Genomic DNA, 22,772 nt, shown 5'->3' with positions numbered 1-22,772 from the left:
GTATAGGCAAAGTGATAATGAAAAGAAATGAGCGTATAGACCGCGTAGAGCTGATGCGGACCTTTATTCGTATCGTGGAATCCGGTTCGCTCTCCGCGGCGGCCAGGCAGTTGCAGACTACTCAGGCCACCGTCAGCCGACGCCTGCAATCGCTGGAGGAGATGCTGGGAGCCAGGCTGCTGCAACGGTCCACGCACGCCATGAAGCTGACCGACGATGGCGAACGCTGCTATCAACACGCTCGTCAGGTGGTGGAGTCATGGCTGGCGCTGGAGGATGCGCTACAGTTTGCCGATGACCAGCCGGTCGGGACGCTGCGGGTGCGCGCACCGCATGCATTTGGCCAGCAGCAGCTGCTGATGCCGCTGGTGGGTTTTCTGGCACGCTATCCGCAGCTGTCGGTGGAGTGGATGCTGCATGACAAAGCGGTGGACTTCATCAGCGACAATATTGATTGCGCCATTCGCGTTGGCGCTGATGTCGACCCGGCGACGGTATCGGTGCTGCTGGCTGAAGTCCCGCGCTGTATTGTTGCGTCACCTGAACTGCTGAGTCGTTATCCGGCGGTAGAGAATCCCGAGCAGCTTTCGGCATTACCGTGGATTGCTATCAGTACCTTCTACCAGCATGAAGTGGTATTGCGTCAGGTGGGGAGCGACCAGCTGGCCAATGTGGCGGTGGCGGCGCGGTTGAGCACCGACAGCCTGTATGTGGCGAAGAACGCGGCACTGGCGCATGTTGGTGTGGCGGTAGTGTCGAGCTGGACGGTGGAAGCGGAGCTGGCAAGCGGACAGTTGATTGAGCTGCTGCCACAGTGGCAGGCAGCGCCGTTGCCGGTGCATCTGGTATACCCGTGGGCGCGGTATTACCCAACGCGGCTGCGTAAATTTCTCGACCTGATGCGGGAAGTCATGCCGCAAATTGCCGGGATGCAGCAGCCGAAAAAAGACTAAAAAAAAATCGGCCACCAGGGCCGATTTTTTATTTCACTCGCGAGCGGTTATTCAACCGGCTGCGGGCGGGTTGGACCTGAGGTCGCGGTATGGGTTGCGCTGTGACCACCGGCAGAACCTTTACCGTCGAAGTCAAAGGCAGGGCGAACCCAGTCGCTGTGACGCGGCGCTTCAGGCACGTAGGCTGGCGCTGGTGCGCGAGTCATCGGTGCGGTCGAGTGATGAGCAGCAACAGGTGCTGGCTCTGCGACAACCGGCGCTGGAGCAACCACTGGTGCTTCAACGACTGGAGTTGCCACAACCACTGGCGCTTCTACTTCAGGCGTTGCTACGACAGGCACTTCAACCACTGGCTCAGCGGCGACCGGTGCTTCCACGTTGGCTTCTTCAACCGGCGCTGCGGTTTCGGCAACCGGCTGTACCGGTGCTTCTTCAACAACGACTGGCTCTTCAGCTACTGCTTCTGCAACAACTGGCGCAGGCGCTTCTTCCTGGGCTGGTGCGGCTTCTTCAGCAGCGACAGCAACAGGTTCAACCACGGTTTCTGGCTCAACCGCTTCCGCAGGCTGTACCGGCGCTTCAACAGCAGCAGGTGCTACTGGCTCGGCAGCGGCGATAGGCGCTACGGCTTGCTCAACGGTTTCTGCCACGATTGGCTGCGCAATCTCTTCCTGCTCAACCGGTGCATCAACGATAGCCTGATCCTGAACCTGTGCAACCGGGTAGCGGATCCACACTTTACCGGATGCCAGTTCTGGCGACGCACAGGCGACGGTCAGCGGCATTGGTGATTGGGTTGGATAACGCTCATCGCGGTAACGACGACGACGCTGGCCGCTAACGCGCAGGTGACGCGGAGAACGACGGGAACGACGCGGCATACCGTTGTTATCACGGCCTTCAGCGCTATCGTCCTGCTCGGTCTGAACCGGTGCGTCAACAACGGCTGGCAGATCAACTTTTGCCAGAGCGGTACGTGGTGCTTCTTCCTGCTGCGGTTCATCTGCAATCAGTTCACGCGCTGCGGTCTGCTCAGGGGTTTCGATACGCACTTTCTGCGACAGCTGACGCGGCTTGCGGCGCGGCATAGTCTGAACGCGTTCTTCCTGTGCAGCTTCGTCGACAACGACCGGCTGTTCTTCGCGGGTCTGCTGCTTGGCTTCCTGCGGCTGCTGACGTTTTTCGTCGTTGCGGCGGCGGTTACGTTCGCGGCGGGACTGCTGCTGATCGTCACGGGATTTCGCTTTCTCGCTGTCGTCTACGGCAGCAACCTGACGGTTTTCACGAGCTTCACCGGTCTGCTGCGGTTTTTCACGACGGTTACGACGGTTGTCCTCGCGACCTTCACGGTTTTCGCGCGGTTCACGGCCTTCGGCGTTTTCACCACGGTCGTTACGTTCGTTGCGATCGCCACGGCGGTCGTTACGGTCACCGCGATCGTTGCGGTCGCGACGGTTGTTCTGACGCGGTTTGCGACGTTCCTGCTGACGTTCTGGCTTGGCTTCCTGTTTCTCTGGCTGAGCTTCAACCGGTGCTTCCGGGGTACCGGCAAACAGGTTTTTCAGCGCGCCGAAGAAGCGGGAGATAAGGCCCGGTGCGGCAGGGGCAGCAGCAACGGCAGCTTTTGGCTGTGGTGCAGCGGCAACCGCGGCTTTTTCTGTCGCAGACGTTGGTGGTACTTCAGGCATTACGAAGGTCGCCAGCGCCGGCTGTTCAGGCAGCTTACGCTCAACGAACTCTTCTTCTACCGGCAGCGCCATGGCTTCTTCATGCAGCTTCGGCAGCAGGTAGCTCAGGGTAGTGGTCTCTTCACCTTTACGCACTCGCAGTACGGAGTAGTGCGGAGTTTCCATCTGATCGTTTGGCACGATGATGCAGCGAACATCGCCCTGACGGGATTCGATGGCGCTGATAGCGGCGCGCTTTTCGTTCAGCAGGTAAGAGGCAATTGGCACTGGGACAATTGCGTGAACTTCTTTGGTGTTCTCTTTCAGCGCTTCTTCTTCAATCAGACGCAGAATGGAGAGCGACAGCGATTCGTTGTCACGCACGGTACCGGTACCGGAGCAGCGTGGGCAGACGTGATGGCTGGATTCACCAAGAGAAGGGCTCAGACGCTGACGGGACATCTCCAGCAGACCGAAGCGAGAAATGTGGCTAATCTGGATACGCGCACGGTCCTGACGCACCGCTTCACGCAGACGGTTTTCAACCGCGCGCTGGTGGCGTACCGGGGTCATGTCGATAAAGTCGATAACGATCAGGCCACCGAGGTCACGCAGGCGGAGCTGACGGGCGATTTCATCGGCCGCTTCCAGGTTGGTGTTGAATGCGGTTTCTTCGATGTCGCCGCCGCGGGTTGCACGCGCGGAGTTGATATCGATAGCGGTCAGCGCTTCGGTGCTATCGATAACGATAGAGCCGCCTGACGGCAGACGGACTTCACGCTGGAAAGCGGATTCGATCTGCGATTCAATTTGGTAGTGACTGAACAGCGGGATTTCGCCGGTGTACAGTTTGATTTTGCTGCTGAAATCTGGACGACCCAGCGCAGAAATGTGCTGACGCGCCATTTCCATCACTTTCGGGTTGTCGATCAGGATTTCGCCGATGTCCTGGCGCAGGTAGTCGCGGAAGGCACGAACGATGACGTTACTTTCCTGGTGAATCAGGAACGGTGCAGGGCGGCTTTCAGCGGCTTTCTGGATAGCTTCCCAGTGCTTAAGGCGGAAGCTTAAGTCCCACTGCAGCGCTTCGGCGGATTTACCCACACCTGCGGTACGTACGATTAAGCCCATGCCGTCTGGCAGCTCGAGGCTTGCCAGCGCTTCTTTCAGCTCGGTGCGATCGTCACCTTCGATGCGACGGGAGATACCGCCAGCACGTGGGTTATTCGGCATCAGCACCAGATAGCTACCCGCAAGGCTGATAAAGGTGGTCAGTGCAGCGCCTTTGTTGCCGCGCTCTTCTTTATCAATCTGAACAATGACTTCCTGACCCTCGCGCAGGACGTCTTTGATATTCGGACGGCCATGAGCGTTGTAATTAGCAGGGAAGTATTCGCGAGCAATTTCTTTGAGAGGGAGGAAACCATGACGTTCGGCGCCGTAATCAACAAATGCGGCTTCGAGGCTTGGCTCAATACGGGTAATTTTGCCTTTGTAGATGTTCGCTTTTTTCTGTTCGTGTCCTGGGCTTTCAATATCCAGATCGTACAGACGCTGCCCATCAACGAGGGCGACACGCAACTCTTCCTGCTGAGTTGCGTTGATTAACATTCTTTTCATCGTAACTTACTCATTATTCTTACATTGACGACTAAGCTGCGAGCAGAGTGTTGCCTTTCCGGGGTAAACCGATGGCCTCGTGACTATTCACGTCGCCAACCTCACGGTTGTCGCTCGCTTAAGAGGCGCAGAGTGTCGGTAGCCTGTGTTTCAAGCGGAAACACAGCGCAATTATTTGGGGAACAGCCTGGGATAACTCTCCAGAGAAGATTCCATTTATACTCGTCATCTTTCAGAAGGTAGAGGTCTGCACGGATGTTTCCCGTTGCGTTTTCTGTCTGCCATCTAAAATTCGTACAGTATATGTACCGGTAAGGACTGCAACTCGCAGCCCGCTAACTGTCTGAAAGATCAATACGTCTTACGCCATTGCTGCGTGGATGATCGGACAGACAAAACTGGTCATTCCGTAAATATCCTTGTTATTCCAGGTTCAACACGGAAAACAGATTCATTATTCCTTGCTAACCTAGTTATAGCAAGATGACTTTCACCTTTTATCACCCGGTTACTCACAGTTTTTTCACCTGCTGGATGCGATTGTTCTAATAACAAACAATTCGCGGGCAGAAGCAACGAGAGTAATCAGGTAATGATAAATATAAGCATAGAAAAATGAGTGGCGCTATTGAGCGGGGATATTTAGAATCGCGCACCATGAAAACTGAGACTCCAACCGTAAAAATGGTTGCCATCAGCGCTGATGAAGCCGGGCAACGAATCGATAACTTTTTGCGCACCCAACTCAAGGGTGTGCCGAAGAGCATGATCTATCGCATCCTGCGTAAGGGCGAAGTGCGGGTAAACAAAAAACGCATTAAACCTGAATACAAGCTGGAAGCGGGTGATGAAGTGCGCATCCCGCCGGTACGCGTTGCCGAGCGTGAAGAAGATGCCGTATCACCGCATCTGCAAAAAGTCGCTGCCCTGAGCGATGTGATCCTCTATGAAGACGATCATATCCTGGTGCTGAACAAACCTTCTGGCACCGCTGTACACGGCGGCAGCGGGCTGAGCTTTGGCGTCATTGAAGGCCTGCGAGCCCTGCGCCCGGAAGCGCGCTTCCTGGAATTGGTTCACCGTCTTGACCGCGATACCTCCGGCGTGCTGCTGGTGGCGAAGAAGCGTTCGGCGCTGCGTTCACTGCATGAACAGCTGCGCGAGAAGGGGATGCAAAAAGATTACCTGGCGCTGGTCCGTGGACAGTGGCAATCCCATGTCAAAGTAGTGCAGGCGCCGTTGTTGAAAAATATTCTGCAAAGCGGTGAGCGCATCGTGCGCGTGAATCAGGAAGGGAAGCCGTCGGAAACCCGCTTTAAGGTGGAGGAGCGCTATACCCACGCGACGCTGGTTCGCTGCAGCCCGGTGACGGGACGTACCCACCAGATTCGTGTCCACACGCTGCATGCCGGTCATCCTATCGCCTTTGATGACCGCTATGGAGACCGTGAGTTTGATAAACAGCTGGCGGGTACCGGGCTGAACCGTCTGTTCCTGCATGCTGCCGCGCTGAAGTTTACGCATCCGGGTACCGGCGAAGTGCTGCGTATCGAAGCGCCGATGGATGACCAGCTCAAGCGCTGCCTGCAGGTACTGCGCAATCAGCAGTAAGCCGTTAGGCCGGATGGTGCTTCGCTTATCCGGCCTGCTAACCTCTCTTATTTCCTCTTACTTCAGCCATTTATCCAGCCAGGGGAAAACTTCCTCCTGTTGTTGCTGGTAAAAGACGTGACCTAATGCTTGCCAGGTTTTGGTGACGAGCCTATCGTCGGCGTTTTGCGAGGACCAGACGCGGTGTGCTTTAGCAAAGGCATCGTTAACGGCGTCCGCAGGGAACAGCTTGTCCTGACCGCCGCTGAATATCAGCATTGGCTTCGGCGCGGCGAGGCTCGCGATATCGGGGATATCCATTTTCGCGGGCATTCCCGGGTGCAGCATGTAGAAGGCGGATTGACCGCGCAGCACATTGTTGCCCGGTGTCATCAGACCGTTGTAAGTACCGAACCAGGAGATGACCGCCGTCGCGGCCACTTTGTCGGAAAGTGCCGCGAGCTGCCAGGCGCGGAAGCCCCCCATCGAGAAGCCGAGCACGCCAATACGTTGACTGTCGACGCTTTTCAGCGAAGCGATAAAATCAACGGTACGCATATCTTCATAGGCCACTTCACCGGCCAGTGAGCGCCCAAGATTGAAATAGTTGCTTGCCAGCGCCTGCTGCTGTTCATAGACCATCGGCCCGCGGTCGCCCCAGCCGGGGCTATCGATAGCGATAACCACATAGCCGCGTTTAGCCAGTTCGTCGCCGATAAAGCGCCCGGTGAAGAATTTATCTGCCCAGGCCTGGGCGCTAGCGAGTTGTTCTGCGTTACCCCAAGGCCGGATAAGCTTCTCTTTACCGATATCAAACTTCGAACCGTGGTCGTGCAGCAGAACAACCGCGGGATGTGGGCCAGGGGTTTTAGGCGTGAGCATTAACGCAGCGATGCGATTATCGTCGGTGATGTTAAGGGACAGCTTTTCTGCGGTGTAGCTGCCCCGGTCTTCACTGGCAATATTTTTGGTGTCGAAGGGCTTCGTTGAGTCAGGGGTGAGCAGCGATTGACGGAATTCCTGGCGAGCATGCTGCTGCCACTGTTTGAAGTCCGTGTAGTGCCCTGAAAGCCAGGAATCGGGGTACTGCATTTGCGATTTCATCTGCTGCCAGCTGGCAGGAAGATTGCCTTCAGTAATGCCCTGACGCTGCCAGTCATCTGCGGCATTGGCCTGCACCGCAGTCAGCATTGCCAGTATAAAGAACAGTTTATGTTTGCCACGCATCCTCTCTCCTTAAATTAAAACAATGTTTCAATGTAGAGTGTGGATTGTAATGGCGGTGAAAAAATAAACTGTGATCGTGAGTGGGATTTCCCGGCGTCCCTGGGCTCGGCCGGGTTACATTTGAGGGAGTAGCCGGGGGGGCACTAATCTGCCAACGGGTTAAAGTTCTCCCGGCGCAGCATTTTGCACAGCGCAATCAGTGGTAAACCAATCAGCGTGTTTGGGTCGCGGCCTTCAAGACGGTCAAATAATGCGATACCTAACCCCTCACTTTTAAAACTGCCCGCGCAGTTAAGTGGGTTTTCTTTACGGATGTAAGCGTTGATTTCTTGCTCGCTCAAGTGACGAAAATGGACGTCGAACGGCTCACATTCTGTCTGTAACTGACCATTAGCGGAGTTATAGAGTGCCAGGCCGGTATAAAACGTCACCACATTTCCGCTGGCCTTTTTTAATTGCAGGCGAGCATTCTCTTCGGTGTGGGGTTTCCCGGTGATCTCGCCATCCAGTAAACACACCTGGTCGGAGCCGATAATCAGATGTTCAGGAAAACGTGCGGCCAGCGCCTGGGCCTTTGCCTGCGCCAGGCGCAGCACCAGGCTGCGCGGGGTTTCGCCTGGTAACGGCAGTTCGTCAACCTCGGGTGCGGCGCACTCGAAGGGGAGGCCGAGTTTCTCCAGAAGCTGTTTGCGATAGGGGGATGTCGAAGCAAGAATCAATTCAGGCATAATTTTTTAAATAGACGGTAGCGAATTAGATTCCGACATTTTAAACTATAGGCCGCAATGTGTGCGAATTATTGGCAAAAGGCAACCTGAGGCTGCCTTTTTCTTTGACTCTATGACGTTACAAAGTTAATATGCGCGCCCTATGCAAAAGGTAAAATTACCCCTGACTCTCGATCCGGTTCGTACGGCTCAAAAACGCCTTGATTACCAGGGTATCTATACCCCCGATCAGGCGGAGCGCGTCGCTGCGTTCGTCGTCAGTGTAGACAGTGATGTTGAATGCGACATGTCTTTCAATATCGATAACCAACGCCTCGCGGTCTTGACCGGCGATGTGAAGGTGACGGTATCGTTGGAGTGCCAGCGTTGCGGGAAACCGTTTACGCATCATGTTTACACAAAGTATTGTTTCAGTCCGGTCAAAAATGATGATCAGGTTGAGGCACTCCCGGAAGCGTATGAGCCGATTGAGGTTAACGAATTCGGTGAAATCGATCTGCTGGCGTTGGTTGAAGATGAAATCATCCTCGCCTTGCCGGTAGTTCCGGTGCATGATTCTGAACACTGTGAAGTGTCCGAGGCGGACATGGTCTTTGGTGAATTGCCTGAAGAGGCACAGAAGCCAAACCCATTTGCCGTATTAGCCAGCTTAAAGCAAAAGTAATTGAGGAGTAAGGTCCATGGCCGTACAACAGAATAAACCAACCCGTTCCAAACGTGGCATGCGTCGTTCCCATGACGCTCTGACCGCAGTCACCAGCCTGTCTGTAGACAAAACTTCTGGTGAACAACACCTGCGTCACCACATCACTGCCGACGGTTTCTACCGTGGCCGTAAGGTAATCGCTAAGTAATCACGCGATACTCAGCGGATTTCTCGCTTCGGCGCGAAAGACAATGAGTGCAAGCGTGGTGAAGCTTAGTGAGGCTTTCCCCGTGCAAGCGGGGATAAACCAAACCAAGCGGCGACGATACCTTGACACGTCTAACCCTGGCGTTAGATGTCATGGGGGGCGATTTTGGCCCTTCCGTGACAGTGCCTGCAGCATTGCAGGCACTGAGTTCTAATCCGCAACTCTCACTTCTTTTAGTCGGCAATCCCGACGACATTACGCCATTACTTGCCAAAGCTGACTTTGAACAACGTTCACGTTTGCAGATTATCCCTGCCCAGTCGGTTATTGCCAGTGATGAGCGGCCTTCGCATGCTATTCGCCACAGTCGCGGTAGTTCAATGCGTGTGGCGCTGGAGATGGTGAAAGAAGGGCGGGCCGAAGCTTGCGTCAGCGCCGGGAATACCGGAGCGTTGATGGGGCTGGCAAAATTATTGCTCAAACCCCTTCAGGGGATTGAGCGTCCGGCGCTGGTGACGGTTCTACCGCATCAGCAAAAGGGCAAAACGGTGGTGCTGGATCTCGGTGCCAACGTGGATTGCGACAGTACCATGCTGGTGCAATTTGCCGTCATGGGCTCGGTCATGGCCGAGGACGTGTTGGGGATTGAAAACCCGCGCGTGGCACTGCTGAACATCGGTGAAGAAGAGATTAAGGGTCATGATAGTATTCGTGACGCCTCATTAGTGTTAAAAACAATCTCTTCCCTCAACTATATCGGCTATCTTGAAGCCAATGAGCTGTTGACGGGAAAAACCGATGTATTAGTTTGCGATGGCTTCACAGGTAACGTCACCTTAAAGACGATGGAAGGGGTTGTCAGAGTCTTCCTTTCGCTGCTGAAATCGCAGAGCGAGGGGAAAAAACGGTCGTGGTGGCTGTATTTATTAAAGCGTTGGTTACAAAAAAGCCTGACAAGGCGATTCAGTCACCTCAACCCCGACCAGTATAATGGCGCCTGTCTGTTAGGATTGCGCGGCACGGTGATTAAGAGTCATGGTGCGGCCAATCAGCGAGCCTTTGCGATCGCTATAGAACAGGCAGTGCAGGCGGTGCAGCGACAAGTTCCTCAGCGAATTGCCGCTCGCCTGGAATCCGTATACCCCGCAGGATTCGACACCCTGGAAGTCGGCAACAAATAGTGCCTACTCCCCGGTCGTTGAATAGGGCGGCTATATTAGCGAAAAGTGACTGAGCGTACATGTATACGAAGATTATTGGTACCGGCAGCTATCTGCCTGAGCAAGTGCGGACTAACGCCGATCTGGAAAAAATGGTAGATACCTCTGACGAGTGGATTGTCACCCGAACAGGTATCCGCGAGCGCCGTATTGCTGGCCCTGATGAAAACGTGTCTACGCTGGGTTACGAAGCGGCAAAACGCGCGCTGGAAATGGCGGGCATTGACGCCAGCGAACTGGGGCTGATTGTGGTTGCTACCACTTCTGCGACCCACGCTTTCCCAAGCGCAGCTTGTCAGATTCAGGAAATGCTGGGCGTGAAAGGCGCACCGGCATTCGACGTCGCGGCAGCGTGCGCAGGCTTCACCTACGCGCTGAGCGTGGCCGATCTGTACGTCAAAACCGGGGCCGTGAAATATGCGCTGGTGGTGGGGGCGGATACGCTGGCACGCACCTGCGATCCTACCGATCGCGGCACGATCATTATTTTCGGTGACGGCGCAGGCGCTGTGGTACTGGGTGCATCCGAAGAACCGGGCATCATCTCTACCCATCTGCATGCAGACGGTAGTTACGGTAAGCTGCTGACGCTGCCGAACGCCGACCGCGTTAACCCGGAAAACTCCATCCATCTGACGATGGCCGGTAACGAAGTCTTTAAAGTCGCGGTAACTGAACTGGCGCACATCGTTGATGAAACGCTGGCGGCCAATAACCTCGACCGTTCTGAACTGGACTGGCTGGTGCCACACCAGGCGAACTTACGTATTATCAGCGCGACGGCGAAGAAACTCGGCATGTCGATGGACAACGTCGTAGTAACGCTCGACCGTCACGGCAACACCTCTGCGGCTTCCGTGCCTTGCGCCTTTGACGAAGCCGTACGCGATGGCCGTATTAAACGTGGTCAACTGGTGCTGCTTGAGGCCTTCGGTGGTGGGTTCACCTGGGGTTCTGCGCTGGTCCGTTTCTAAGTATAAGGATTATAAACATGACGCAATTCGCTTTCGTGTTCCCGGGTCAGGGTTCACAAGCGGTAGGCATGCTGTCTGAACTGGCAGCAACCTATCCGGTTATTGAAGAAACTTTCCAGGAAGCTTCCGCTGCGCTGGGCTACGATTTATGGGCGTTGACCCAGCAAGGTCCGGCTGAAGAACTGAACAAAACCTGGCAGACCCAGCCGGCGCTGCTGACCGCTTCCGTTGCTCTGTATCGTCTGTGGCAGCAGCAGGGCGGTAAAGCGCCTTCTCTGATGGCCGGTCACAGCCTGGGCGAATATTCTGCGCTGGTTTGTGCGGGCGTTATTGCTTTCGCTGATGCAGTGCGTCTGGTTGAGATGCGCGGTAAGTTCATGCAGGAAGCGGTACCAGAAGGTACCGGCGGCATGTCTGCTATCATCGGTCTTGACGATGCGGCTATCGCCAAAGCGTGCGAAGAGTCTGCGCAAGGGCAGGTGGTTTCTCCAGTCAACTTCAACTCGCCGGGCCAGGTGGTTATCGCCGGTCACAAGGAAGCGGTTGAACGCGCAGGTGCTGCCTGTAAAGCCGCGGGCGCTAAGCGTGCGCTGCCGCTGCCGGTTAGCGTGCCATCCCACTGCGCGCTGATGAAGCCTGCGGCGGAAAAACTGGCCGTTGAGCTGCAAAAAATTACCTTTAACGCGCCGACCGTTCTGGTTGTGAACAACGTCGACGTGAAGTGCGAAACCGATGCCGACGCGATTCGCGACGCGCTGGTTCGCCAGCTGTACAGCCCGGTTCAGTGGACCAAAACCGTTGAGTTTATGGCATCCCAGGGTGTAGAGCATCTGTATGAAGTTGGTCCGGGTAAAGTCCTCACCGGCCTGACCAAACGTATTGTAGATACCCTGACTGCATCGGCCATTAACGAGCCGGCTGCCCTGTCAGCGGCACTTGCGCAATAAAGAGGAAAGCATGAGCTTTGAAGGAAAAATTGCACTGGTAACGGGTGCAAGCCGCGGTATTGGCCGCGCAATCGCTGAAACTCTCGTCGCTCGCGGCGCGAAAGTTATCGGTACTGCGACCAGCGAAAGCGGCGCGCAGGCGATTAGCGATTATCTGGGTGCGAACGGTAAAGGTCTGCTGTTGAATGTGACCGACCCGGCATCTATTGAATCAGTTCTGGGAAATATCCGCGCAGAGTTTGGCGAAGTAGACATTCTGGTCAATAATGCCGGGATTACTCGTGATAACCTGTTAATGCGCATGAAAGATGACGAGTGGAACGATATTATCGAAACCAACTTGTCATCTGTTTTCCGTCTGTCAAAAGCGGTAATGCGCGCTATGATGAAAAAGCGTCATGGGCGTATCATCACTATCGGTTCTGTGGTTGGTACCATGGGAAATGCGGGTCAGGCTAACTACGCTGCGGCGAAAGCGGGTCTGATTGGCTTCAGTAAATCACTGGCGCGTGAAGTTGCGTCACGCGGTATTACTGTGAACGTTGTTGCTCCGGGCTTTATTGAAACGGACATGACGCGTGCGCTGACCGATGAGCAGCGTGCGGGTACACTGGCGGCAGTTCCTGCGGGGCGCCTCGGCACTCCAAATGAAATCGCTAGTGCGGTTGCATTTTTGGCCTCCGACGAAGCAAGTTACATCACTGGTGAAACGTTGCACGTAAACGGCGGGATGTACATGGTCTGATTGTGTTTTGCACAAAGTGCTCAGACAACGGGCAATCTACGTATGTCTGAGTATGATTAGTGCAAAATCATTTGCGTTATGAGGGCAAACACCCTCAAAATAGCGTAAAATCGTGGTACGACCTGCCGGGATTTAGTTGCAAATTTTTCAACATTTTATACACTACGAAAACCATCGCGAAAGCGAGTTTTGATAGGAAATTTAAGAGTATGAGCACTATCGAAGAACGCGTTAAGAAAATCATCGGCGAACAGCTGGGCGTTAAGCAGGAAGAAGTGACCAACAATGCTTCCTTCGTTGAAGACCTGGGCGCAGATTCTCTTGACACCGTTGAGCTGGTAATGGCTCTGGAAGAAGAGTTTGATACTGAGATTCCGGACGAAGAAGCTGAGAAAATCACCACCGTTCAGGCTGCCATTGATTACATCAACGGTCACCAGGCGTAAGTGAACATCTCCAGGCGGTCATTCGACCGCCTGAGTTTTATCTTTTTCTCCCATAAGTATCAATTTTATCCCTCCCTGGAGGACAAACGTGTCTAAGCGTCGTGTAGTTGTGACCGGACTGGGCATGTTGTCTCCTGTCGGCAATACCGTAGAGTCTACCTGGAAAGCTCTCCTTGCCGGTCAGAGTGGCATCAGCCTGATCGACCATTTCGATACTAGCGCCTATGCAACCAAATTTGCTGGCTTAGTAAAGGATTTTAACTGTGATGACATTATCTCGCGCAAAGAACAGCGCAAGATGGATGCCTTCATTCAATATGGAATTGTCGCTGGCGTTCAGGCCATGCAGGATTCTGGCCTTGAAATTACGGAAGAGAACGCTCACCGTATTGGCGCCGCTATTGGCTCCGGTATTGGCGGTCTCGGTCTTATCGAAGAAAACCACACCTCTCTGGTGAATGGTGGACCGCGTAAGATTAGCCCGTTCTTCGTTCCGTCGACGATTGTTAACATGGTGGCAGGTCACCTGACCATCATGTTCGGTTTGCGTGGGCCAAGCATCTCCATCGCGACCGCCTGTACTTCCGGTGTGCACAACATCGGTCAGGCCGCGCGTATCATCGCTTACGGCGATGCGGATGCGATGGTTGCCGGTGGCGCTGAAAAAGCCAGTACCCCTCTGGGTGTAGGTGGTTTCGGTGCGGCGCGTGCGCTGTCTACGCGTAACGATAACCCGCAGGCGGCGAGCCGTCCGTGGGATAAAGAGCGTGATGGCTTTGTGCTGGGTGACGGCGCAGGTATGGTTGTACTCGAAGAGTACGAACACGCGAAAAAACGTGGCGCGAAAATCTATGCTGAAGTCGTTGGCTTTGGTATGAGCAGCGATGCGTACCACATGACTTCACCGCCGGAAAACGGCGCGGGTGCTGCGTTGGCGATGGTTAACGCCATTCGCGACGCAGGTATTGACGTGGGCCAGATTGGCTACGTGAACGCCCACGGTACCTCTACGCCTGCTGGCGATAAAGCAGAAGCACAGGCCGTTAAGTCTGTCTTTGGCGACGCAGCAAGCCGCGTAATGGTCAGCTCCACTAAGTCAATGACCGGTCACCTGCTGGGTGCTGCGGGTGCAGTAGAATCTATCTACTCTATCCTGGCCCTGCGCGATCAGGCCGTACCGCCAACCATCAACCTGGATAACCCGGATGAAGGTTGCGACCTGGACTTCGTGCCTCACGAAGCACGTCAGGTTAGCGGCATGGAGTACACGCTGTGTAACTCCTTCGGCTTCGGTGGTACCAACGGCTCACTGATCTTCAAAAAGGTCTGAGCCTGATTATCTGATGGCGATGCGCCATCAGATAACGCATTGATGAAGGCCCGCATGTCGGGCCTTTTTTTATTCGGCTTTCTCTGCTTGTTCAACGCGTTTCGTCCTGCGACACTACCCGACCATCAATAAGGAGCCGCTATGTTCTTGATTAATGGCCTCGAACAAAACACCCTCGCGGTGAACGATCGTGCAACCCAGTTTGGTGACGGCTGCTTTACCACCGCCCGCGTAGTTGATGGCCGGGTGCAGCTTCTGGATGCCCATCTTGCCCGGTTGCAGTCCGCCTGCGAACGGTTAGCTATTCCCTTTGAACGTTGGTCAACGCTCGGTGATGAGATGACCTCACTTGCCCAGCGCCAGCAAACGGGCGTACTCAAGGTGATTCTGAGCCGGGGAGCGGGCGGTCGCGGATATAGCGGCAGCGCCTGCGATACGCCTACGCGCATCCTCTCCACCTCTGCGGCACCTGCTCATTATGCGCGCTGGAAGGAGGAGGGGGCCACTCTGGCACTGAGCCCGGTTCCGCTTGGGCGCAATCCTTACCTGGCTGGCCTTAAGCACCTCAATCGCCTCGAGCAGGTATTGATTCGTTCTCATCTTGAGCAGACAAACGCCGATGAAGCCCTTGTCCTTGACAGCGACGGGTGGCTTACGGAATGCTGTGCCGCTAATCTGTTCTGGCGCTGCGGGCAGGATGTCTATACGCCGCGTCTCGACCAGGCGGGAGTGAACGGCATTATGCGGCAATATATAATGAAACGTCTGGCACCGACGGCCTATCGCGTTGTCGAAGTGAATGCGCCGCTGTCGGCGTTAGCGCAGGCCGATGAAGTGCTCATCTGTAACGCTCTGATGCCCGTGGTTCCCGTTCAGCGCTATGCGGAGCAGCAGTGGTCTGCCCGCGAACTTTACCGATATTTAGCCCCACTTTGTGAGTCGCCTGATTAGCATGAAGAAAATGTTACGCGTAGTTTTGTTACTGTTGGTTGTCCTGGGCATTGCCGCCGGCGTCGGCGTGTGGAAAGTGCGACAGCTCGCCAGCAGTACGCTCCTGATTAAAGAAGAGATGGTCTTTACGCTAAAAACCGGCACCGGAAGACTGGCGCTCGGCGACCAACTCTATGCAGATAAAGTGCTCAACCGCCCGCGGGTATTCCAGTGGCTGCTGCGTCTTGAACCTGAACTTTCTCACTTTAAGGCCGGTACCTATCGCTTCACGCCGCAGATGACCGTGCGTGAGATGCTGCAACTGCTGGGGAGCGGCAAAGAAGCGCAGTTCCCACTGCGTTTCGTCGAAGGGATGCGCCTGAGCGATTACCTTAAACAGCTGCGTGAAGCGCCGTACATCAAACACACGTTGAGCGATGATAAATACGCCACGGTGGCCGAAGCGCTGAAGTTCGACAACCCTGAATGGGTTGAGGGCTGGTTCTGGCCGGATACCTGGATGTACACTGCCAATACCAGCGACGTCGCTATCCTTAAGCGCGCGCACCAGAAAATGGTCGCCCAGGTTGATAAGGTCTGGGAAGGGCGTGCAGATAACCTGCCGTATGATGATAAAAACCAGCTGGTGACGATGGCCTCTATCATTGAGAAAGAGACCGCGGTGCCGGAAGAACGCGACCGCGTGGCGTCGGTGTTTATCAACCGCCTGCGCATCGGCATGCGTCTGCAAACCGATCCGACCGTTATCTACGGCATGGGTGAGAGCTACGATGGAAAGCTTTCCCGTAAGGATCTTGAGACCCCAACCGCGTATAATACCTACACGATTTCTGGCCTGCCGCCGGGGGCGATTGCCAGCCCGGGCGAAGCCTCGCTGAATGCCGCCGCGCATCCGGCAAAAACGCCGTACCTCTATTTTGTGGCCGATGGCAAAGGCGGGCATACGTTTAATACCAATCTTGCGAGCCATAACCGCTCGGTGCAGGATTACCTGAAAGTGCTAAAGGATAAAAATGCGCAGTAATTACATCGTCATTGAAGGCCTGGAAGGCGCGGGAAAAACCACCGCGCGTGACGTGGTTGTCGAAACGCTTCGCGACCTCGGCGTGAACGACCTGCTGTTCACCCGTGAACCGGGCGGCACCGTGCTGGCCGAAAAGCTGCGCAGCCTGGTACTGGACATCAAATCGGTCGGCGACGAAGTGATTACCGATAAAGCGGAAGTTCTGATGTTCTATGCTGCCCGCGTGCAGCTGGTTGACTCGGTTATCAAACCGGCGCTGGCGAGCGGTAAGTGGGTGATTGGCGACCGTCATGACCTCTCGACTCAGGCCTATCAGGGCGGCGGGCGCGGTATCGACAGAAAGATGCTGGCGACGCTGCGCGATGCCGTGCTCGGCGATTTCCGTCCGAACCTGACCATTTATCTCGATGTGACGCCTGAAGTGGGTCTGAAACGTGCTCGTGCTCGCGGCGACCTCGACCGTATTGAGCAGGAATCTTTGAATTTCTTCAACCGCACCCGCGCTCGTTACCTTGAACTGGCGGCGGAAGATAACAGCATCATTACCATTGATGCCACCCAGCCGCTGGACAACGTGATGAGCGATATTCGCGCCGCGGTTACCGCCTGGTTTGCGGAGCAGCAGGCATGAAATGGTATCCGTGGTTGCGCCCACCGTTTGAACAGCTTGTTGCAAGCTATCAGGCTGGACGCGGTCACCACGCGCTGCTGATTCAGGCGCGCGGCGGAATGGGGGCCGACTCACTGGCCTATGCCATCACCCGCTTCCTGATGTGCCAGAACCCCGACGGCCAGAAAAGCTGCGGTCAGTGCCATAGCTGCCAACTGATGCAGGCGGGGACGCACCCCGACTACTATGTGCTGCAGCCGGAAAAAGGCAAAAGCACGCTGGGTATTGATGCGGTGCGCGAGACTAGCGAAAAACTGTATGAGCATTCGCGTCTTGGTGGGGCGAAAGTGGTGTGGATTGCCGATGCGGCATTGCTCACCGAAGCGGCGGCTAATGCGCTGTTAAAAACGCTGGAAGAACCGCCGAAAAACACCTGGTTCTTCCTCGCCTGTGAAGAGCCTGCACGTCTGCTGGCCACGCTGCGCAGCCGCTGTCGTTTCTATCATCTGGCACCGCCGAACGAAGCCTATGCACTGGCGTGGCTTGAGCGTGAAATCAGCCAGCCGCGAGAGACGTTATTAACCGCGCTGCGCTTGTGCGACCACGCGCCTGCTGCCGCGCTGGATCTGCTGGCGGCAGATACCTGGGGGGCGCGCGAAAAACTCTGTCAGGCGCTGAGCGCTACCTTAAATAGCGGTGACTGGCTGGCGCTTTTACCGTCGTTGAACCATGATTCAGCCGTGGCGCGCCTGCACTGGTTCTCGTCGCTGCTGCTGGATGCCCTGAAACATCAGCAGCGAATCACGCGTCTGACCAATGTTGATAGCGTCGACCTGGTGAATCGGCTGGCAAACGCGCTGTCCGCATCGCGCCTGCAGGCGATCGCCGCCGATGCCTGCACTTGCCGCGAACAGCTGCTGAGCGTCACCGGGCTAAACCGAGAATTGATCCTCACCGAGCGCCTGCTGCGCTGGGAACAGTATTTGCAACCTGGTGCGGTACTGCCAGTATCCCACCTCTAAGAGAGACATCATGTTTTTAGTCGACTCGCACTGCCATCTTGATGGCCTTAACTATGAATCCTTGCACAAAGACGTTGACGATGTGATGGCGAAAGCCGCCGCGCGCGACGTCCGTTTTGCCCTTGCGGTAGCCACCACCATACCGGGCTATCGCAGCATGCGTGAGCTGGTGGGCAATCGCCCGGAAGTGGTCTTTTCCTGCGGCGTTCACCCGCTGAATCAGGATGAGCCCTACGACGTAGAAGAACTGCGCCGTCTGGCGGCGGAAGAGGGCGTTGTCGCCATGGGCGAAACGGGGCTGGACTATTTCTATACTCCGGAGACGAAAGCGCAGCAGCAGCTCTCGTTCCGCCAGCACATTCAGATTGGCCGTGAGCTGAACAAGCCGGTCATCGTTCATACCCGCGACGCGCGCGCGGATACTCTGGCTATCCTGCAGGAAGAAAAGGTGACGGATTGCGGCGGTGTACTACACTGTTTCACTGAAGATAGAGAGACGGCGGGTAAGCTACTGGATATGGGCTTCTATATCTCGTTTTCCGGCATTGTCACTTTCCGTAATGCGGAGCAGCTTCGCGATGCCGCACGCTACGTGCCGCTGGACAGGCTGCTGGTCGAGACCGATTCTCCGTACCTGGCTCCGGTTCCGCATCGTGGCAAAGAGAACCAGCCGGCGATGGTGCGAGATGTCGCTGAATACATGGCTGTGCTAAAGGGCGTAAGCCTTGAACAGCTTGCGCAGCAGACGACCGATAACTTCGCGACCCTTTTCCATATCGCTCCTTCCCGCCTGCAATCTGCCTGATTTCATAGCTTATTTTATTGCTCGTAATTAATGGTTAAAGCGAGTACAGTTCACCGCCATAAAAGTGGCGGTGAATGTTATTTTTGAAACATGCAGACACGTCTTATGTAAAGAAGATTAAGATTTTGCGCCATAGCTCTTTGAAACGTGATAGCCGTCAAACAAAACCGGAGTGAATTATTTTACTCTGTGTAATAAATAAAAAGGGCACTTAGATGTCCTGTCCCTGGTGAGTCTCTCCCCTCTCACCAATGCGTGAAAACGTAGATATACACAATGTGTATAACAAAAGTACAAATACTCAGGAGCACTCCTAATTATGTTTAAGAATGCATTTGCTAACCTGCAGAAGGTCGGTAAATCGCTGATGCTGCCGGTTTCCGTGCTGCCTATCGCAGGTATCCTGCTGGGCGTCGGTTCCGCAAACTTCAGCTGGCTGCCAGCCGTCGTTTCTCATGTTATGGCAGAAGCAGGCGGTTCTGTTTTTGCTAACATGCCGCTTATCTTCGCTATCGGTGTTGCGTTAGGCTTCACCAATAACGATGGTGTATCCGCACTGGCCTCCGTCGTCGCTTATGGCATCATGGTGAAAACCATGGCTGTGGTTGCGCCACTGGTACTGCATTTACCGGCTGAAGAGATTACCGCTAAACACCTGGCTGATACCGGTGTTCTCGGCGGCATCATCTCCGGTGCCATCGCCGCGTACATGTTCAACCGCTTCTACCGCATCAAGCTGCCAGAATATCTGGGCTTCTTCGCGGGCAAGCGCTTTGTACCGATCATCTCAGGTCTGGCCGCTATCTTTACCGGCGTGATCCTGTCCTTCATCTGGCCGCCAATCGGTACTGCTATTCAGACCTTCTCTCAGTGGGCTGCTTACCAGAACCCGGTTGTCGCGTTTGGTATCTACGGCTTCATCGAACGCTGCCTGGTGCCGTTCGGTCTGCACCACATCTGGAACGTTCCATTCCAGATGCAGATTGGTGAATACACCAACGCCGCAGGTCAGGTATTCCACGGTGATATCCCTCGCTACATGGCAGGCGACCCGACAGCGGGCAAACTGTCCGGCGGCTTCCTGTTCAAAATGTACGGCCTGCCGGCTGCTGCGATTGCAATCTGGCACTCTGCTAAACCAGAGAACCGTGCAAAAGTGGGCGGTATCATGATCTCCGCAGCGCTGACCTCGTTCCTGACCGGTATTACCGAGCCGATCGAGTTCTCCTTCATGTTCGTTGCGCCGATCCTGTACATCATCCACGCGATTCTGGCTGGTCTGGCGTTCCCGATCTGTATCCTGCTGGGTATGCGTGACGGTACTTCGTTCTCTCACGGCCTGATCGACTTTATCGTACTGTCCGGTAACAGCAGCAAACTGTGGCTGTTCCCAATCGTCGGTATTTGCTATGCGATCGTCTACTACGTTGTCTTCCGCGTGCTGATTAAAGCACTGGACCTGAAAACCCCTGGTCGTGAAGATAACACTGAAGACTCCAAAGCAACCGCAACCAGTGAAATGGCTCCGGCGCTGATTGCAGCCTTCGGCGGAAAAGAAAACATCACGAACCTCGATGCATGTATCACCCGTCTGCGCGTGAGCGTAGCCGACGTAGCGAAAGTTGATCAGGCTGGCCTGAAAAAACTGGGCGCTGCCGGTGTGGTCGTTGCAGGTTCCGGCGTTCAGGCGATTTTCGGTACTAAATCCGATAACCTGAAAACCGAGATGGACGACTATATTCGTAATAACTAAGTTATTTCGAAGTCGTAAAATTGGGGAGACTAAGGCAGCCGAATGGCTGCCTTTTTTACGCCTGAAGTGTGGGAGCCTTTCGGCTCCCTTGCTTTGTCTGGAGATTGAATCAGAACTGATAGCTCGCGGTAATGCTCACGTTGCGCGGCTCACCGTAGACGATAGAACCATCGATATTGGTATCGTAGGTTTTGTCAAACAGGTTGTTGAGGTTGCCCTGCAGCGCAAAGTTTTTGGTTACCTGATAACGGGTGAACAGGTCCACCAGCGCATAGCTGCCTTGCTCGGCGCGGAAGGTGCCAAATTCGGTAACGGTATCTTTGTAGACGCGGTTCTGCCAGTTCACACCGCCGCCCACCGTCAACTCAGGTACTGCCGGTAAACGATAGCTGGTAAACAGTTTAACGGTAGTGCGAGGCAGGTTAGGGTTCACCGCGTTGCCTTCATTGTCTTCAGCAACATAGCGCGTTGCGCCAAAGGTCAACTGCCAGTTATCGGTCAGTGCACCGTTAATTTCAAACTCAACGCCTTTGCTGACGGTACCATCGGCAGTGGTATAAGCAATTTCACCGTTGCTGCCCGCAATCGGCACCCCGGTCGACTGTGCCAGGTTATCCTGCTCAATACGGAAGACGGCAAGGGTGGTGGTCAGACGGCTGTCCATCCAGTCAGACTTCAGACCCACTTCGTAGTTGTTGCCGGTAATTGGCTTCAGGTATTTACCCGAACTGTCTTTGTCGTTTTGCGGCTGGAAGATGGAGGTATAACTGGCGTAGGTTGACCAGTTATCATTGATATCGAACACCAGACCCGCATACGGCGTAGTGTGGTTTTGCTCCATACTGTAGGCCAGCGTGTCGATGCTCCAGTTGGTGTAACGCGCGCCAACGATCAGATGCAGCGGGTCGGCCAGCGTGATGCGCGTCGCGGCATACAGCGACTTCATGCGCGTGGTATCGTCCTGCGCGAGGCTCTGTGGGCTCCAGTTGGTCTCTGGGAAACTGGCGCTATTGAAGTTAGCGAAGTTGCCGACGGCATCCGGGAAAACGTTATCCCAGGAGCTTACATAGCGGTTGTTCTGCTTACTGTAGCTACCGCCCAGCACCAGGTTGTGCTGGCGGCCGAACAGGTCATAGCTACCGTCCGCATAAAGATCTAACGCATCAACTTTACGTTTACCGCTGTTCCAGCCTGTCCCGCCAACGTATTCATAATCGGGGCCGTAGCTGCCGTACGGGCCAACTAATGTTCCATCCGCCTTGTTAACATAGGCATCGATGTACATCATTTTACTGTCAAACTTCACCTCAGAATGGGTGGCATTCAGCGTTGCCTGCCAGGTATCGGCAAAGCGCTGCGTCAGCGTCATGAAGACCTTATTGATATCTTTATCGTTGTAGGCCCAGTCCGGCGAGGTGCTGTGTGCTCGGTCATAATGGTTGGTACTACCGTCGGTATTCCAACGCGGTAAGCCGCCCCAGGTAGGGCTGTTGACATTGATTTGCTGGTATTCGTAGCCAACGGAGAGGCTGGTGGTGTCACCGAGATCCGCATCCAGAATACCCGAGAAGAACGTCTTTTCGTTATTGTAGCGGTCAAGCCAGGAATCATTGTTCTGATAGCCTGCAACGATACGCGCGCGCACTTTACCGTCATCGGTCAACGGGCTTTGCAGGTCGGCAACATAGCGTTGTTTGTTCCAGCTACCGTACTCAGCGGAAAGGTTGCCTTTGAATTCCTGGCTGGTGGCATGTTTACGGACCATGTTAATGGAAGCGGAAGGGTTCCCTGTCCCTGTCATCAGGCCACTTGCCCCGCGTACCACTTCCACACGTTCAAACAGGGCGGTATCGGATAGCGCATCGCCTAGATTCCAGCGAGATTCAAAATAGGTCGGAATGCCATCGACCATATAGTTATCAATCGCAAAACCGCGGGAGAAGTAGCTGGTACGGTCGGAGTCGGCCTGGCTGCTGGTGATACCGATGGTGTTGTTCATCACATCACCGAGCGTCTGTAGCTGCTGATCCTGCATACGCTGTTCGCTGACGACGCTAACCGACTGCGGAATATCGCGCTGAATCATCTGCATTTTGGTACCAGCTGTGGTCGATTTTACGCTGTAGTCCTGCTGGTCGTTGGCAGCACTGCTGTCGGTTGAGCCATCGACGATGATGGTATCTTCGCTGCTGTCCGCGGCGATGCTGAGGCCTGGGTAGAGCGCCAGCGCAATGCCCATCGCCACGAGAGTGGGGGCGGTGCGGTTATCCCGGGTAGTGGAAATGAAAGACATGATAAACCCTTAA

The 22,772-nt window shown here is 55.0% G+C and carries 20 protein-coding genes; 16 read left to right on the top strand and 4 right to left on the bottom strand.

From position 1 onward, the window contains the following. The first annotated feature begins 17 nt into the window (after positions 1 to 17). Positions 18 to 953, top strand: a complete 936-nt coding sequence (locus MY052_RS14710) for a LysR family transcriptional regulator (protein WP_248537295.1) — start codon at positions 18 to 20, stop codon at positions 951 to 953. 47 nt (positions 954 to 1,000) lie between these two features. Here the strand turns inward: MY052_RS14710 and rne are convergent, their stop codons facing one another. Next, positions 1,001 to 4,240 carry a ribonuclease E gene (gene rne / locus MY052_RS14705; RefSeq protein ID WP_248537294.1) on the bottom strand — a complete coding sequence of 1,080 codons (3,240 nt, stop codon included), beginning with the start codon at positions 4,238 to 4,240 and terminating at the stop codon, positions 1,001 to 1,003. 657 nt (positions 4,241 to 4,897) lie between these two features. Here rne and rluC point away from each other — a divergent pair. Further along, positions 4,898 to 5,851 carry a 23S rRNA pseudouridine(955/2504/2580) synthase RluC gene (gene rluC, locus MY052_RS14700; protein ID WP_248537293.1) on the top strand — a complete coding sequence of 318 codons (954 nt, stop codon included), beginning with the start codon at positions 4,898 to 4,900 and terminating at the stop codon, positions 5,849 to 5,851. 57 nt (positions 5,852 to 5,908) lie between these two features. Here the strand turns inward: rluC and MY052_RS14695 are convergent, their stop codons facing one another. Together MY052_RS14695 and MY052_RS14690 are read right to left on the bottom strand one after the other, a co-directional pair. Beyond that, positions 5,909 to 7,021, bottom strand: coding sequence for a dienelactone hydrolase family protein (locus tag MY052_RS14695; RefSeq protein ID WP_227675187.1), 1,113 nt, complete (start codon positions 7,019 to 7,021; stop codon positions 5,909 to 5,911). A gap of 179 nt (positions 7,022 to 7,200) precedes the next feature. Continuing rightward, entirely contained in the window at positions 7,201 to 7,785 is a 585-nt protein-coding gene (locus MY052_RS14690; protein WP_202215995.1) for a Maf family protein, read from the bottom strand. A gap of 142 nt (positions 7,786 to 7,927) precedes the next feature. Here MY052_RS14690 and yceD point away from each other — a divergent pair, with 142 nt between their 5' ends. From yceD to ptsG, 14 genes are all read left to right on the top strand, one after another. Further along, complete coding sequence (yceD, locus tag MY052_RS14685) at positions 7,928 to 8,449, top strand: 23S rRNA accumulation protein YceD (protein ID WP_035894179.1); 522 nt, start codon at positions 7,928 to 7,930, stop codon at positions 8,447 to 8,449. Positions 8,450 to 8,465: 16 nt separating this feature from the next. Continuing rightward, the gene (gene rpmF / locus MY052_RS14680) at positions 8,466 to 8,639 is read left to right on the top strand and encodes a 50S ribosomal protein L32 (RefSeq protein WP_003036242.1); all 174 of its coding nucleotides are present in this window, start codon (positions 8,466 to 8,468) and stop codon (positions 8,637 to 8,639) included. A 122-nt stretch (positions 8,640 to 8,761) separates the two neighbouring features. Further along, positions 8,762 to 9,820 (top strand): phosphate acyltransferase PlsX, encoded by a 1,059-nt coding sequence (gene plsX / locus MY052_RS14675; RefSeq protein ID WP_072011380.1) that lies wholly within the window; start codon positions 8,762 to 8,764, stop codon positions 9,818 to 9,820. 59 nt (positions 9,821 to 9,879) lie between these two features. Continuing rightward, the gene (locus MY052_RS14670) at positions 9,880 to 10,833 is read left to right on the top strand and encodes a beta-ketoacyl-ACP synthase III (RefSeq protein WP_123651279.1); all 954 of its coding nucleotides are present in this window, start codon (positions 9,880 to 9,882) and stop codon (positions 10,831 to 10,833) included. A 17-nt stretch (positions 10,834 to 10,850) separates the two neighbouring features. Next, complete coding sequence (gene fabD, locus MY052_RS14665) at positions 10,851 to 11,780, top strand: ACP S-malonyltransferase (RefSeq protein ID WP_248537292.1); 930 nt, start codon at positions 10,851 to 10,853, stop codon at positions 11,778 to 11,780. Between the two features lie 10 nt (positions 11,781 to 11,790). Further along, complete coding sequence (gene fabG / locus MY052_RS14660; protein WP_035894171.1) at positions 11,791 to 12,525, top strand: 3-oxoacyl-ACP reductase FabG; 735 nt, start codon at positions 11,791 to 11,793, stop codon at positions 12,523 to 12,525. A gap of 209 nt (positions 12,526 to 12,734) precedes the next feature. Beyond that, positions 12,735 to 12,971: an acyl carrier protein gene (gene acpP, locus MY052_RS14655; protein ID WP_000103754.1), complete on the top strand. Its 237-nt coding sequence runs from the start codon at positions 12,735 to 12,737 to the stop codon at positions 12,969 to 12,971. 88 nt (positions 12,972 to 13,059) lie between these two features. After that, complete coding sequence (gene fabF / locus MY052_RS14650; RefSeq protein WP_035894170.1) at positions 13,060 to 14,301, top strand: beta-ketoacyl-ACP synthase II; 1,242 nt, start codon at positions 13,060 to 13,062, stop codon at positions 14,299 to 14,301. Positions 14,302 to 14,442: 141 nt separating this feature from the next. Continuing rightward, positions 14,443 to 15,252, top strand: a complete 810-nt coding sequence (gene pabC, locus MY052_RS14645) for an aminodeoxychorismate lyase (protein WP_248537291.1) — start codon at positions 14,443 to 14,445, stop codon at positions 15,250 to 15,252. A gap of 1 nt (position 15,253) precedes the next feature. Next, positions 15,254 to 16,276 (top strand): cell division protein YceG, encoded by a 1,023-nt coding sequence (gene yceG, locus MY052_RS14640; protein WP_035894167.1) that lies wholly within the window; start codon positions 15,254 to 15,256, stop codon positions 16,274 to 16,276. Continuing rightward, positions 16,266 to 16,907, top strand: a complete 642-nt coding sequence (gene tmk / locus MY052_RS14635) for a dTMP kinase (protein ID WP_248537290.1) — start codon at positions 16,266 to 16,268, stop codon at positions 16,905 to 16,907. The genes yceG and tmk overlap by 11 nt, the downstream gene beginning before the upstream one ends. Further along, entirely contained in the window at positions 16,904 to 17,908 is a 1,005-nt protein-coding gene (holB, locus tag MY052_RS14630; protein WP_248537289.1) for a DNA polymerase III subunit delta', read from the top strand. The genes tmk and holB overlap by 4 nt, the downstream gene beginning before the upstream one ends. A 10-nt stretch (positions 17,909 to 17,918) precedes the next feature. Further along, positions 17,919 to 18,713 (top strand): metal-dependent hydrolase, encoded by a 795-nt coding sequence (locus tag MY052_RS14625; protein ID WP_123651284.1) that lies wholly within the window; start codon positions 17,919 to 17,921, stop codon positions 18,711 to 18,713. A 319-nt stretch (positions 18,714 to 19,032) separates the two neighbouring features. Then, positions 19,033 to 20,466: a PTS glucose transporter subunit IIBC gene (gene ptsG / locus MY052_RS14620; RefSeq protein WP_035894159.1), complete on the top strand. Its 1,434-nt coding sequence runs from the start codon at positions 19,033 to 19,035 to the stop codon at positions 20,464 to 20,466. Between the two features lie 109 nt (positions 20,467 to 20,575). On the opposite strand, the gene fhuE is transcribed toward ptsG, so the two are convergent. Then, positions 20,576 to 22,759, bottom strand: coding sequence for a ferric-rhodotorulic acid/ferric-coprogen receptor FhuE (gene fhuE, locus MY052_RS14615; RefSeq protein WP_248537288.1), 2,184 nt, complete (start codon positions 22,757 to 22,759; stop codon positions 20,576 to 20,578). Between the last annotated feature and the right edge of the window lie 13 nt (positions 22,760 to 22,772).

The organism is Kluyvera ascorbata, from assembly GCF_023195735.1.
Taxonomy (GTDB): Bacteria; Pseudomonadota; Gammaproteobacteria; order Enterobacterales; family Enterobacteriaceae; genus Kluyvera; species Kluyvera ascorbata.
The sequence above is the reverse complement of the archived record's forward strand: the minus strand, read 5'-3'. Positions and strand labels throughout refer to the sequence as shown.

Bases quoted from the DNA above. Each gene is read 5' to 3' on its own strand.
- MY052_RS14710 (WP_248537295.1), top strand. From the start codon at position 18: ATGAAAAGAAATGAGCGTATAGACCGCGTAGAGCTGATGCGGACCTTT.
- rne (WP_248537294.1), bottom strand. From the start codon at position 4,240: ATGAAAAGAATGTTAATCAACGCAACTCAGCAGGAAGAGTTGCGTGTC.
- rluC (WP_248537293.1), top strand. From the start codon at position 4,898: ATGAAAACTGAGACTCCAACCGTAAAAATGGTTGCCATCAGCGCTGAT.
- MY052_RS14695 (WP_227675187.1), bottom strand. From the start codon at position 7,021: ATGCTGACTGCGGTGCAGGCCAATGCCGCAGATGACTGGCAGCGTCAG.
- MY052_RS14690 (WP_202215995.1), bottom strand. From the start codon at position 7,785: ATGCCTGAATTGATTCTTGCTTCGACATCCCCCTATCGCAAACAGCTT.
- yceD (WP_035894179.1), top strand. From the start codon at position 7,928: ATGCAAAAGGTAAAATTACCCCTGACTCTCGATCCGGTTCGTACGGCT.
- rpmF (WP_003036242.1), top strand. From the start codon at position 8,466: ATGGCCGTACAACAGAATAAACCAACCCGTTCCAAACGTGGCATGCGT.
- MY052_RS14670 (WP_123651279.1), top strand. From the start codon at position 9,880: ATGTATACGAAGATTATTGGTACCGGCAGCTATCTGCCTGAGCAAGTG.
- fabD (WP_248537292.1), top strand. From the start codon at position 10,851: ATGACGCAATTCGCTTTCGTGTTCCCGGGTCAGGGTTCACAAGCGGTA.
- fabG (WP_035894171.1), top strand. From the start codon at position 11,791: ATGAGCTTTGAAGGAAAAATTGCACTGGTAACGGGTGCAAGCCGCGGT.
- acpP (WP_000103754.1), top strand. From the start codon at position 12,735: ATGAGCACTATCGAAGAACGCGTTAAGAAAATCATCGGCGAACAGCTG.
- pabC (WP_248537291.1), top strand. From the start codon at position 14,443: ATGTTCTTGATTAATGGCCTCGAACAAAACACCCTCGCGGTGAACGAT.
- yceG (WP_035894167.1), top strand. From the start codon at position 15,254: ATGAAGAAAATGTTACGCGTAGTTTTGTTACTGTTGGTTGTCCTGGGC.
- tmk (WP_248537290.1), top strand. From the start codon at position 16,266: ATGCGCAGTAATTACATCGTCATTGAAGGCCTGGAAGGCGCGGGAAAA.
- holB (WP_248537289.1), top strand. From the start codon at position 16,904: ATGAAATGGTATCCGTGGTTGCGCCCACCGTTTGAACAGCTTGTTGCA.
- MY052_RS14625 (WP_123651284.1), top strand. From the start codon at position 17,919: ATGTTTTTAGTCGACTCGCACTGCCATCTTGATGGCCTTAACTATGAA.
- ptsG (WP_035894159.1), top strand. From the start codon at position 19,033: ATGTTTAAGAATGCATTTGCTAACCTGCAGAAGGTCGGTAAATCGCTG.
- fhuE (WP_248537288.1), bottom strand. From the start codon at position 22,759: ATGTCTTTCATTTCCACTACCCGGGATAACCGCACCGCCCCCACTCTC.